The organism is Microbulbifer maximicatervae (SeqCode) (assembly GCF_052467505.1).
Genome location: NZ_CP174313.1, coordinates 2,640,986 through 2,653,560, shown reverse-complemented (window position 1 = coordinate 2,653,560; position 12,575 = coordinate 2,640,986). Strand labels below are relative to the sequence as shown.

The window sequence follows — 12,575 nt, the reverse complement described above, 5'->3', positions numbered from 1 at the left end:
CGGTTTTTCTGTTTCAATTGATTTGATTTTTTAATTAGTGGTTTCATAGAATTATTATTTTGGCTCAAAATTTTAGAGGTTATATATAGCTTCACGTAAATATTATTGCAAATTGTATTTGTATATTGTTTATTTGGGTTTGAGTAAACAATATGGCTAAATATTTTTCAGCTTATAAGGTTGTCTAATTTTTGGGGCGAAAAGTCGCTATGTTACCGTATGCGATTAGATAGTCGGTTTTTTAATTTTTATGATAATTCATCGTAGATTCAGTAGTAATTTCTCATGGTTCTTTTTGTTTGTTGGATCAAAATTTCTAGCGTAGTGGGAAGTTTTTAATCATGTACGTAACTCCAGCAGGAAAATATGAACATACTTAAATCTATTGTTAATAGAGTCGTCACGATCATATTGATAAGTGGGGCTAATCTATCCATCCCTGAGATAGCACTGGCTGATGATGTTGAATGTGGGGATACGATTACCACATCCGTTACTTTGGATGAGGACCTCACTTGTGATGTCAGCCCCGCTTTAACTGTGATAGGCCCTGATGGACGCCTGAATATGACCGGGTACGAGGTTCAATGTGATGGTAGTGAAGTTGGAGTGCTGTTAGAGGGGCGTGCTGCGCTACTTCGAGGAGGGCAGGTTGCAGATTGTGAGGTGGGTGTTTTAGCGAATGGAGATGGATACCATAATATTCAAGCGGTATCGACCACGGCAAATGCCAGCGCTGGATTTCAGTTAGTGAGCAATAGCAACTATATGACAGCCTGTACCGCTCAGGAAAATACAGGGGTTGGACTGATTGTTAGTGGGGAGAGAAATAATGTCTTCCAGAATACTTTTGAGGAAAATACCCTGAGTGGTATCCAGATAGATGGTGATCGGTCATATATAACAGAGAATTTCTGTTTTGAGAATATGGGCTCAGGAATAGAGATTAATGATTCCAGTAATAGCTGGATCGTTGAAAATGCATCGGAAAATAATGGCACTTCAGGTGCGGGAACGGCAGGAATCTTAATGAATGATTTTGATCAGCAATATAATTTGATCATTTTAAATGTGGGGATTCTCAATGAAGATTTCGATGCGCAAGATTTAAACAGTGATCCCTGCAATGGTACAAATTTATGGCGAAATAATACTTTTGATACTGTAGATCCTAGCTGCCTGGATTGAAATATACGGATATAAAAAGATAGTGCCACTATGGTGGCTTCGGTAGTGGTGTTATCTTTTACAATTTATATTCCTGTAGCTTGTATATCAATATGCTCCATTCCCCGCTTAAACTATTTTACTAAATTTTGCGGACAAATTTCCCATGGCTGTTACCAGTTTTTGACTCAAAATCAGCATGACATATCTTTTCTGTATTTGAGCTTTATTTGGGAGGACTCTCGTGAGCTTTATATCTCGATCTGTGATAAGCAAGGCATTGATAACTTCTTTGGCGGCTTCTTTATTGTCTGCATCTTTGTGTTCACTAGCAAATGGTGCTGTTGAGTGCGGAGACACCATAACCAGTCCGGTAATACTGGATCAAGATTTGCTCTGCAATGTTACTCCGGCTTTGACTGTAACTGGGCCGACCGGATATCTGGATTTGAATGGTTATACGCTGAGTTGTGATGGAACTACAGTGGGAATTTTGGTCGATGGTTTTGCGGCCATAATATCGGGCGGGGTGTTACAGGATGGGTTTGTATCTAATTGCAATACAGGTATTTCTGTGGAAGGTTCCGGTATTCATAATTTGTTCGGCCTGAACACCTCTGGTAATACTTCTTCTGGTATTGAGTTTGTTAGTAGTAATAATACGCTAACCATATCAAATATATCGGATAATGCAGGTACAGGTATTATAATCGCGGGGGGAACAAATAATCTGTTTTCTAATGACATAAGTCGAAATGAAATAACGGGTATACAGGTAGATGGTAGCAGTTCAATAATATCGTCAAATACAGTATCGGATAATACTTTAACTGGAATACAAATTAATAGCGCCAGTAGCTGTCTTATCAGCCAGAATACGGTGGAGAATAATGGCACTCAAGGGTCAAATACTGCAGGAATCTTAATGGAGCTATTTGGCCAGACTGGAAACAATATCGTAGGCAATACTGTCTCTGGCAATGTGGATTTTGACTTGCAAGATGATAATTCTGCCCCCTGTGAGAATAACTGGGTAGGAAATTCACCTGACGCTACTACCTCCGGAGATTGTGTAACGTCAAATTAATAGCGTTTTGCGATAAGTTGATAGGCTTGCAGGCAGTTTAATGGTATCGCCACAGTATTACGGATACTGCAGCTAGTGTAATTGCTGAAAGCCTGATTTCCCTTTAGATTTTCGTTTTCATATTTATTCCTGAGGGATATCCAGTTGGCCAATGTGGATTGATGTGGTGAGAGGAGAGCTTGGTTTGCTAGGCTGGTTCAGTTATAGAGAGATATTCTCAGAAGTAAGATATAGATAAGCGTTAATTGTTTTTGTGCAGGATTCAAAGGCTAGATGTTTAATGCCTTGAATCCCGCAATTATTTTTAAGCTAGTTTATGCAGGCGTCATTTGATGAGCTGAAAATATTACCGTACCATGTAGTTCCTACACAGGCAGGAGTATTATCATCAAATAGGTCATCTATATCATTAGATTCAGCAGTATTTCCTGTTATGAGATTCCCTACTTGCCCAAAATTACTTACTGAAATACCGTATTCATTATTACTTGATGTAGTGTTTAGTATAATGTTGGTGTAGTTTGCATCTTGGATTGCTATTCCAGAAAAAGTATTATTTCTGGCGGTACTTTGGGAAACTTGATTGTTATCTCCTGAGATAATAATGCCACCTTCCCCGTTGCTGGTGGCGCTTACTTCAAAAAAGCTATTCCAGTCGCCGAGAACGATAATACCATTGCCAAAATTAAAGTCATTGATTGAGCCGCTGACAATATTGCAACTGCTACTGACAGACATTCCCAAAGATCCATTTTCTTGCGTTGTAACGCCAATGATGTTGTGAAGGCCGCTGCCCTCTACAGATATGCCTATATCACATGATGTAATGATGCCACTGGATATCTGACTGTTAGTAAGCACAGCTGCAGTTCCTTCCAGTAGAATTCCTGTGCCAGCCAGGCCATCACAGGATAATGAAAATCCATTGAGATCGAGACTACCGGTAGGGCCCATTATTGTGATGGCAGGAGAAATCGCACAATTAGATATATCCGCATCCAATACTTCGGCAGTAGAGATTATATCACCACAACTTACGGCTAAAGCAATGCCAGGTGCACTTATTAAGCAGCAGCTTGCTGCTGCGATTATTGATGTTTTAATATTTAAAATCGCCTTCATTGATATATTCCTATTGTGATTGTCTGATATTTGAAGTGGTTGATAGGGTGTAAATATCTCGAATTTTGGTCTTTGTTTGGTTGATGACAATAGGAAGTTGTTCTCATATTTATGGAGAATAATTCCTATTGATTAACTATGTTGATGGGATATGTGCTGGAGGAGTTGGATTTTTATTATTTGGTGTTTTATAGATGAGTTTAAAGGTTGGCTATTCGGTTCAAATATGCGTAGTGTTTCCATAATTGTTCTTTGGTGGCGTGTCAATTAGTGAGGGCGTGATTTTCTAGAGTGGTTTGTGGCCTGGTTGATATTAAGAGAGGGTGTGTTTGAGAGGTTTCGTTGTATGTGTGTAGTGATGGCGTTAAAAATAATGGATTCGCCTACAGTATGGCTGTTTTCCTAAATAGGGGGGGGAACTTTCTTCCTATATTTTCCGCACTATTCTCCTATTGCTGAAAGTGCCATCGGAGATAAGACTCAACACAGCATCAAGCATAGATTCCTGAAGGAAGCTGGGGATTGAGTCCTTGAGAAGCAAGAGTTTATAAGCATAAATGCTGAAGTTCCGGTATTTGTTTTAGCAAAATTAAGCGCAGCTGATCGTAAATTGCTTTCTCTTAATGTTGTTGCATATGGTGCTAATTAATTTTGTGTGTTGATGCAGTATAAGAATCTTAATTTAGCGACATTTCATATTCTAAGGAGATAAATATGAAAAGGTGTGCCCCGTTGGCGGCTGCGGTCCTGCTTGCTGTTGCAAGTCAGGGTGTTTTTGCTTCCAACAATGTTGCGGTTCAGAACCAAAATGGAGTAGGTAATAACGCGACAGCAGATCAAAGTGATCCAACCGTTACATTTAACTTTATCAGCCAAACCCAGACTGGAGACACTAATACAGCCACTGCCACTCAGGTAAACGGAAATACCGGAAGCACAGTTAATCAGATACAAACAGGGAATTTAAATACTTCCACTGTTGCTCAAAATTCATCTGATACTGTGGCTGCCGTTATTACTCAAAATGGGAATACTAATATTGGCGTAATTAATCAGGTGGCATCTACAACCAGTGTTGCAACTATAAATCAGTTCAATCTGGTTAACTTTGCCACTGTTACACAGTCGAGTAGTACTACTGATACAGCAGTTATTAATCAAGTGGGTGACAACAACACCGGTACGGTTGTTCAAACCAACAGCACGACGAACTCGGCGGTAACTGCCCAGCAAGGGAATTTGAATGTGGCTACTGTGTCGCAGTTTAACTCTGACACGAATACTTCCACATTGAGTCAGCTGGGAAATAGTAATAATGCTACTGTGAATCAAACAGATAATAATAATACCAGTGCTATTAGTCAGCAAAATGAATTTAACACTATTATCCACGCTCAATCTGGCAGCTTTAATTTGGCAAGTACTACTCAGATTGGTTTGAACAATACGGGTTCTACGATCCAAAGCGGAACTTTTGGTGTTGCTACGGCATTACAGCAGGGTAACTTAAATATGTTTACCGTTAGCCAGGTTAACGATTTTCAAAATGCTAATGTTTCCCAGATTGGAAACAGCAATATGGTAATAATTGTGCAGTAGGGCGAGGCTTAGGACGATATCGGAATTCCGGTCCCTGTGTGAGATAAACTCATTCAGGGCCGGATTTTTAGCAGGTAATAACGTCGCTATTTAGAAGCGGTAGGTAGCGGATAAACCAACATTGCGTGGCTCAACAATGGCTGCGTAGCCATCTGGATAACGTGCACTGACCGGTTCAACGGTTAAGTAACCTTCTTCATCCAGGGCATTATTAATATAAGCTGAAACAGTCCAGTCCTGGCCTTCATAGTTCGCATTCAGTCGTGCCAAAACGTAATCCCCAGCAACTCTCTCATCGGTGTTGCTAAAGTCACCGTAGTACTCACCTACATAATTTGCGGAAATACCTACGTTGAACGCATCGGTAACCCAGAATTTCGTACCTAGATTTGCAGTGACGTTGGGCGCTGAGTTGAGCTCATTGCCATTCGCATCGGCGTAGTCAACACCGGCGTCAGTGATTTCGGTTTCCAACAAGCCCAGGCCGGCACGCAATTCCCATTGCGGGGTCAGCATAGCTACGGCTTCAAGTTCAAGACCATAAGTCTCAACTTCATCCATGTTGACGATAACACGGGAAGAGCTTAGAGCTTGGTAGCCGGAGTACTCATTAAAGAAGAGGTTACCGCTCAGGTTGATAGTACCGTTTGCCAGGGAGCTGCGAACGGCCAGCTCGTAGGTATTAACGGTTTCTTCATCGTAGTAGTAGTAGTAATAATAAATAGTGTTATTATCTGTATCGCGGTCCAACTTAAGGGCGCCGCCAGCAGAATTGTAACCTTTGCGCGCACTGGCAGAAACAATAGTCTCCTCGGTTAGATCGTATTGCAGCGCAATTTTAGGGAGAATGATGGTTTCATCGGTATTTAGAGGGTCACTGGTGGGTTCGCCGTAGGAAGTAAAATGAAAGTAGCGGTCTTGTTCTTCTTTTTCCACACGTAGGCCGCTGATCAGATTCAGACGGTCTGTCAGTGAGTAAGTCACTTCACCATAAAGTGCGGTAGAGGTACTTTCGTCGTCACCAAAATAAGTAACACTGTTGTAGCTGTTAAAGTCTTGATCTCTTTCGAAGTGGGCAAAGCCAATGAAACCATTCAGTGTTTCATTGTTGAGCCCAAAGTTTAGCTTGGCATCGATAGTGGTGTTCTGTTCATCCATTCGAACGTATTGTTGGCTGATGGCTTCTTCTTCGTAGGAATCAAAGCCCCACTGGTAATCCATATAGGCTGCCAGCACCTCGATCGAAATATTATCACTGACTTGGTAATCCACTTTAGCGCTGGCAGTGGTAGATTCGGTATCCATATCGCGATAGAAATAAGTTTCGTAGTCATCAACACCGGTTAGGGTGTAGTACATACGTCCGGTATTTCCCTCCTCACTGTTAGTGGACACAGTAAATAATGCCTCTAACTTTTCAGTGGGTGTCCACAGAAGCTTGCCTTTCAGTCGCTGGGTTTCCAGAGTGTTCAGGTCGAAGTCAGCGGGGTTGTCCTCATACTCTTGGGCATTGCTGATAGTGTCGCCGGTGAGTTGCTGGGCCGTCAGGCGGAAGGCGAGGGTATCATCAACAATTGGGCCGGAAATCATGCCAGAAGTATCGATATAGCCATCCTGGTCACGGTAACCTACGCGAGCAGCGCCTTCCCAATCGAAGCTGGGATCTTTGGTTTTGATAAATACAGAGCCGGCAATGCTGTTGCGGCCATTGCTGGTGGACTGGGGTCCACGAAATACTTCAATTTGTTCTACATCCCAAATACCGGAATCACCCGTGAGGTCTGCGACAAATGGCTCGGCGACACCATCAATTAACGTGGAGACACGGGCTTTGGCACCACCGGTAAAGGAGTTAAAGCCGGTGGCTGAACCGTTACCGGACACACCGCGAATATCTGGAGTAGCGCCGGAAAGTACCACCACGTTAGAGATATTAGACACCGCATCGGTGATGCTCAGGTGTTGCATGCTATTTAAGGTTTCTTCGGTAATCACGGATACCGAAGACGTGGTTTCCTTGAGGGAGCGCTCTGTTTTCTCGCCAATAACAATGACATTTTCCATTGCCTGCGGCGCATACTCTTCTTTCTTCTCATCTGCGGCGATCGCAGTCGCACCAATCGAAGCAAGAATAGTGAGTGAAACGGCTTTGCTGAGCAGGTGGCGTTTATACATAGCGTAATCCCTAGCAAGGTAAAGAAGTCAGGACGACAAGGAAGATCGGCGGTGAATATAATGCTAATCATTCTTATTTGCAAATAGGGGATTGCCGCAATAAACTCTCACTATTATTTCGTCTGGCAACGGCTTAGCTGCACCGATTGATCAGTGCCAGGCAAACAATTTTCTACCACTTTAGTGGTAGTGCTTCTAACTCTTAAGTGAAACTAGAAATGTATTCCTCAGTTTTAACGGGACTTGGCCTATTGAGTTGTGTCCTTGCGTCTTCTGTCTTTTATTTAGGGTGTCCCAATCAGCAGTGGCGTGAGCAGAGGCCAATCCAGTTTTACCCCGCTCTTCTCATCAGCTTCGCGCTCCTTGTCATTTCCTGGGGGCTTTTCCACCAAAATTTTTCGGCAATGTCAGCTTCCTTTACGCTTCTTAGCACTTTTATGTTAGCGCTGGGACTGCTGCCTTTTAGCGGCGTATTGGACAAGCAGGGCAAAGTCTTGGCAAAGAAAAAGAAGCGAATTGAAAAAGGGTTAGAAGGCTATAAACCTCACTGGTGGGTAAAAAGCCTATGTGCCATTTTCTTGGGGTTACCCATCGCAGTCGCTATTGCCGGATTGATTGCTATGTGGGGCCCCGGTGATGTAGTGGTCGATGATAAAAGTCAATTCGTGATGTGGTTGATCACACCTGTCTGGCTCACTTTGGTAAGTCTGGTTTACCTATTCATTAGTGTCAGGCGTATGTTGTCTCTTTACCTGGGGCTAAATTTGGTGCTGTTTACCCTGTTGTGGGTAGCGAGATTCGGAGGCTAAAAATATGCGCGTTGATTTGATTAAAACTTATAAAAGCGTGCATACCTGGACCGGTATTCTTGCGGGCTTGTTTCTGTATATCGCTTTTGTCGCTGGCGCTCTGACCATGTTTAAAGGGCCCCTCAATCAATGGGCTCTGCAGCCTGAGACCACCCTGCCAAGTATTTCTGTCGATCAGTATGACAGCCTTATTTCCGAAGTTCTGCAGGCACACCCGGAAGCGGCAAAACAGATGACCGTCCAATTGCCACTGGCGGGTCTGCAAGCGGCGCCGGTGAGTTGGGAAATAGAGGACGAAGAAACCCATGGCCATACTCTCTGGTATGCGAGTTTCAATGAGAAAGAGGAGCTGATCACTCAAAGCTTTACGGTTTCTGCCATTGGCGAATTTGTCGACCATTTACATCGCACTGCCGGTATTCCCGGTGGTGAGGGCCACGATGCTTTTGGCACTTATGTATTGGGTGTTGTGGCGGCGCTGTATTTTGTGGCACTGATTTCGGGCCTGATTGTTTTCCTGCCCACTTGGTTCAAGGACTTATTGGTACTCCGAAAGGGTAAGAACCGCAAGCGATACTGGCTGGATTTCCACAATGTACTGGGTATCACCTCGCTGCCGTTTCACCTGATTATTGCTTTTACCGCCTTTGTATTTGCCTTCCATGATCCGCTTTATGGCGCCCTGCGCGTGGCGGTCTACGGTGATTCCCCCATGTTCACTCGCCCGGCGCCAGCAGAGGTGAAGAGCTTCTCTGAGTTGGTGCCTGTCACAGAGTTGGAAGCTGCGATTCAGAAGGGGGAACCCAAATTCCAGATGGCAGAAATCCTCTATTTAAATCTGGATACCCGGGCTCCGCGAATGCGAGTAGGTGGAATCATGCATGGCGAGGTGGTGCGCGGTGCTGAGTACGGCTATGTGCTCGGTAATCCCTATCAAAGGGAGATTCCCTATAGCAGCTTTCTACCCAGCAACTTGAATGGGTACAGTGGCGCAGTAATGAGTTTTTTCTCGCTGCATTTTGGCAGTTTTGGTGGAAATGCCGTGCGCTGGGTGTACTTTATTCTCGGCATTATGGGAGCGCTGATATTCCTCACCGGCAATATACTGTGGATTGAAAGCCGCCGTAAGAAACGCAGAGGGCAGGGGACTCTACCGGTACAAACAACCTCATCAATGGTAATGGCAAGGCTAACAGTGGGCGTTGGTCTGGGTACTATTCTGGGCATAGCCGCCAGTATGCTGGCAGTTAAATGGCTGCCCCATGCGCAGGTGGATATTGAGTTTTGGCAGAAAGCCGCTTATTACACAGGGTTCTTATTTGCGCTGATCTGGGCATTTATACGTCGTCCCATGGCTGCTGCTCGACAGCTTCTTGCCTTCTGTATTGCCACTATTTTCCTGATACCAATTAGCTCACTTATCAAAGGTGATTTGTTGGGAGCTGCCACTCAGGTATGGGCGGTTGACTTTGTTGCGTTACTGATAGGTACATCATTTGTTTTACTTTTGGTTCATCTTCGCAAGCGGCAGACAAAAATCGAAGCAGACAGTGTCTGGTCTGAGTTTGTAGAGAAGCCCGTGATAGAGAGTAGTATTCAAGATCCTTTACCTGATACCCATCCACAGGCATCGGGTTAACAATTTTGGCTAAAAAAGGGCTCTATTTAGAGCCCTTTTTTATTGGTTTACTGTCGGTAAAAGGGAGTGGTGGTATCAATGGTTATGTTAAAAAGTACGCTGGTAGATGAGCAAGTATTATTGTCGTGGTCAATAAGATCTGCGGTGAAATGATTTGATAGAATATTTCTGATAATACTCCTACTTATCTGTAGAGCGAGTTGCTTTGACAGTGCGACTCCTCCTGTCTCAATGCCTGGTGGTTTTCCATGGTTATCGTATGCTTCATTTTGGGAGTTAAATACATTTACTGGTGCTCTCAAAACCGAGACACTTTTCCTCTCTGCAAATACTCCTGCCTGACAACTAGTTATTTTCCATTATTTAGTGAGGCGTAAATTGCGACTAGACAGGCACTTTCTTCCCAGTCGCTCACAACTAATCTCTCATAGAGAAAGTATCTTTTTTCATTAATACTGACTTCAGCATCGTTTTATTACTCAAGAAGTATCGCAATATTGTTGTTTGTATGCGAAGTAGTATGAGTTTGACTTATGAAGCCAGTCATTCAACTGTTACCGCCCGCCCCTAAGTGGCCCATGCTATGCGCCACAGCCTCAATATTTGTTCTACTCAATGATGCTGCGTTCTTGAAAAAATCGTCGTAAAAGCTTTCGAGCTGGACCTGTCATCTTTAAGGAGTATTAGATGAGCATGTACAGACCTGTTGCAGCAACTGTTTTATTTTCAATGATTGGAACTGCCGCTCTTGCCGCAGACCACACCTATGATGTCCTTCAGGTAGGATCGGGTAACACCGCTAATTCAGACCAAAGCGACCCTTCTGCTATTGGCGATACAGTAATCCAAGTTCAGGTGGGCGATGATAACGAGGTATATGCCACCCAGAACCTATTTACTTCCTTCAGTTTGATTCAGCAATCACAGGTGGGTGATAGTAATTATATTGAGGCAACTCAGGCAGGCTCTGTATTATCAAGCATTTTGGTGGAGCAAATTGGGGATAATAACTCAGCGACACCTGCTCAGGAGTTTGCCGAGTTAAGTACTATTTTGATAGTGCAGATTGGGGATAATCATGAAGCCTCATTTACTCAAACAAATACACTGAATGAATTTATTAGTATTGTTCAGGTGGGAGATACCAACGTTCTGAGTGTATCGCAGACTGGCTCGGCAGCAAACTCTATCTCTATGCATCAAGAAGGTAGTGCGCAGAGTGCGGCAGTGACACAAACTGCAAGCGTAGGGAATAGTATTACCACTGAGCAATATGGAAGTTCCAATACGTTAAATATAAGTCATATTCTTGCCTTTGATTCTACTGCAATTGTGGTTCAGGATGGCACAGGTAATAGCGCAAATACTCTGCAGCAATCCATCGGGCACTACAGTGAAATTCGCCAGGAAGGCGAAGGCCTGGAAGCCTGGCACTCTCAGACAGGTGTCTACAACGAGGCATACACTCAGCAATTTGGTGAATCAAATAGCGTAGACATTACTCAAAGTGGAGAATTTAGTGTTGTTTCTACGGAACAGCATGGCAGCACCAATACTGCTGAAATCGATCAGACAGGTGCCTTTAATAGTGTAGATATTATGCAACTAGGGGGATCAGGAAACTCTGTAATGGTCACTCAGCTGGCTAGCTTTAATGCCAGCTCCACCTCCCAGCTAGGAAACTCAAATCAGATCACTCTTACACAAGCCAACGCTAATAATAGTGTGTCTACTACTCAAGTAGGAGACGGTAATGTGGGTATGTTAACTCAGTAAATTATAGATTCGAGTGCTGAAGTGATAAGGGGCATATCTGTCACATTCTTTGGCTCTGCAAAAAATTAGCGGCGGCAAGCCTAATTGCCTGCTGTTTTAAGGAGTTAGTGATGAATTCGTATAAGCCTATTTCGGTGGGTATTTTGGCTGTAATGGTTAGCGCTTTTTCAGTGGCTGCTGATAACACTTATGAGCTTATCCAAATTGGTAATGGTAATACGGCGTCGGCGGATCAGAGTGAGATAACGGTAGTTGGCAGTACCGTCATTCAGGTACAAATTGGCAATTCTAATGATGCTCAGGTAACACAGGAAGGCTTGACTATATCTAGTACAGTTATCCAGCGACAAGTTGGTACCGCCAACATGTCAGATGTGCTGCAGGAAGGTGCGATATCTACGACCTCTACAGTTGCTCAATATGGAGAAAGTAATACTGGTAATTCCCAGCAGTTTGATACGGAGGGAGATGTAAGTGATATTTTCCAGGCGGGTTCCAGTAATACCATGTTCGTTGAACAAGCGAGTAGTTTTAATAATTCCATAAGTATTAACCAGGTAGGGGTTAATAATAATGGGTTTGGCTCTCAGGCGGATGCATCTGGTAATGTGGGAGTGATGGTTCAGACGGGTGAAAACCTCAGCTTTTTTATGAGTCAGAACGCTGGTGCGATGAATACTGCAACAGGTTTTCAGGCTGGTAACTTACTCTCAATGTCTCTTAGCCAGAATTTTGCCTCAGCATCTAATTCTGTAGGGATTCAAGCAGGTGGGAATAATAATATTGCGATTTCGAGTCAGGTAGGTTTAGGACATGATAGTTTTATTTTTCAAAATGGAACCAACCTTGGAGCCGAAACTGAGCAAGCGGGGCTATTTAGTACAGCGTATACGGAGCAGTTTGGTGGAATAAACACGGCTATAACGATACAGACCGTTGGGTTTAACACTGCAGAAACACTCCAGTTTAGTGGTTTACTTAATGAATCTTTGATATTGCAGCTTGGCGGATTTAATACAGCGGCTGCTGTTCAAACAGGAGCCAGCAATTCTACAAGGCTTAGCCAAACAACAGCCGGAAACCTTGCAGGTTCTGCTCAGTACGGTGATAACAATACGGTATTGGGCCTTCAGTAGCTTGTTGATTTTAAGTTCGTGAATAGATCCAGCCTCCCTTATTATTTGGGGAGGCTGTCTAGAAA

9 protein-coding genes are annotated in these 12,575 nt (G+C 43.5%); 7 read left to right on the top strand and 2 right to left on the bottom strand.

All coding sequences use genetic code 11. The annotated features are described in order from the left end of the window. Nucleotides 1-366 precede the first annotated feature (366 nt). Together ACJJIN_RS11685 and ACJJIN_RS11680 are read left to right on the top strand one after the other, a co-directional pair. Nucleotides 367-1,188: a right-handed parallel beta-helix repeat-containing protein gene (locus ACJJIN_RS11685; RefSeq protein WP_444898196.1), complete on the top strand. Its 822-nt coding sequence runs from the start codon at nucleotides 367-369 to the stop codon at nucleotides 1,186-1,188. Nucleotides 1,189-1,411: 223 nt separating this feature from the next. Then, nucleotides 1,412-2,254 (top strand): right-handed parallel beta-helix repeat-containing protein, encoded by an 843-nt coding sequence (locus tag ACJJIN_RS11680; RefSeq protein ID WP_444898195.1) that lies wholly within the window; start codon nucleotides 1,412-1,414, stop codon nucleotides 2,252-2,254. A 309-nt stretch (nucleotides 2,255-2,563) separates the two neighbouring features. On the opposite strand, the gene ACJJIN_RS11675 is transcribed toward ACJJIN_RS11680, so the two are convergent. Next, a complete protein-coding gene (locus ACJJIN_RS11675; RefSeq protein WP_444898194.1) occupies nucleotides 2,564-3,376 on the bottom strand; it encodes a NosD domain-containing protein in 813 nt (270 codons plus the stop codon). 714 nt (nucleotides 3,377-4,090) lie between these two features. Between ACJJIN_RS11675 and ACJJIN_RS11670 the strand changes: the two genes are divergently transcribed. Continuing rightward, a complete protein-coding gene (locus ACJJIN_RS11670) occupies nucleotides 4,091-4,975 on the top strand; it encodes a hypothetical protein (RefSeq protein WP_444898193.1) in 885 nt (294 codons plus the stop codon). Nucleotides 4,976-5,065: 90 nt separating this feature from the next. Here the strand turns inward: ACJJIN_RS11670 and ACJJIN_RS11665 are convergent, their stop codons facing one another. Continuing rightward, a complete protein-coding gene (locus ACJJIN_RS11665; RefSeq protein WP_444898192.1) occupies nucleotides 5,066-7,150 on the bottom strand; it encodes a TonB-dependent receptor in 2,085 nt (694 codons plus the stop codon). 404 nt (nucleotides 7,151-7,554) lie between these two features. Here ACJJIN_RS11665 and ACJJIN_RS11660 point away from each other — a divergent pair, with 404 nt between their 5' ends. The 4 genes from ACJJIN_RS11660 (at nucleotide 7,555) to ACJJIN_RS11645 (ending at nucleotide 12,510) form a co-directional block, all read left to right on the top strand. Beyond that, complete coding sequence (locus ACJJIN_RS11660) at nucleotides 7,555-7,959, top strand: hypothetical protein (protein WP_444898191.1); 405 nt, start codon at nucleotides 7,555-7,557, stop codon at nucleotides 7,957-7,959. A 4-nt stretch (nucleotides 7,960-7,963) separates the two neighbouring features. Next, on the top strand, nucleotides 7,964-9,598 hold the full coding sequence (locus tag ACJJIN_RS11655) for a PepSY-associated TM helix domain-containing protein (RefSeq protein WP_444898190.1): 1,635 nt from the start codon (nucleotides 7,964-7,966) through the stop codon (nucleotides 9,596-9,598). Between the two features lie 687 nt (nucleotides 9,599-10,285). Further along, entirely contained in the window at nucleotides 10,286-11,374 is a 1,089-nt protein-coding gene (locus ACJJIN_RS11650; RefSeq protein ID WP_444898189.1) for a hypothetical protein, read from the top strand. Nucleotides 11,375-11,484: 110 nt separating this feature from the next. Then, nucleotides 11,485-12,510 (top strand): hypothetical protein, encoded by a 1,026-nt coding sequence (locus ACJJIN_RS11645; protein ID WP_444898188.1) that lies wholly within the window; start codon nucleotides 11,485-11,487, stop codon nucleotides 12,508-12,510. The last annotated feature ends 65 nt before the right edge of the window (nucleotides 12,511-12,575 follow it).

Excerpts from the sequence above, each read along its gene's own strand:
- ACJJIN_RS11645 (WP_444898188.1), top strand. The coding sequence starts at position 11,485 with ATGAATTCGTATAAGCCTATTTCGGTGGGTATTTTGGCTGTAATGGTT.
- ACJJIN_RS11670 (WP_444898193.1), top strand. The coding sequence starts at position 4,091 with ATGAAAAGGTGTGCCCCGTTGGCGGCTGCGGTCCTGCTTGCTGTTGCA.
- ACJJIN_RS11655 (WP_444898190.1), top strand. The coding sequence starts at position 7,964 with ATGCGCGTTGATTTGATTAAAACTTATAAAAGCGTGCATACCTGGACC.
- ACJJIN_RS11660 (WP_444898191.1), top strand. The coding sequence starts at position 7,555 with ATGTCAGCTTCCTTTACGCTTCTTAGCACTTTTATGTTAGCGCTGGGA.
- ACJJIN_RS11665 (WP_444898192.1), bottom strand. The coding sequence starts at position 7,150 with ATGTATAAACGCCACCTGCTCAGCAAAGCCGTTTCACTCACTATTCTT.
- ACJJIN_RS11685 (WP_444898196.1), top strand. The coding sequence starts at position 367 with ATGAACATACTTAAATCTATTGTTAATAGAGTCGTCACGATCATATTG.
- ACJJIN_RS11675 (WP_444898194.1), bottom strand. The coding sequence starts at position 3,376 with ATGAAGGCGATTTTAAATATTAAAACATCAATAATCGCAGCAGCAAGC.
- ACJJIN_RS11650 (WP_444898189.1), top strand. The coding sequence starts at position 10,286 with ATGAGCATGTACAGACCTGTTGCAGCAACTGTTTTATTTTCAATGATT.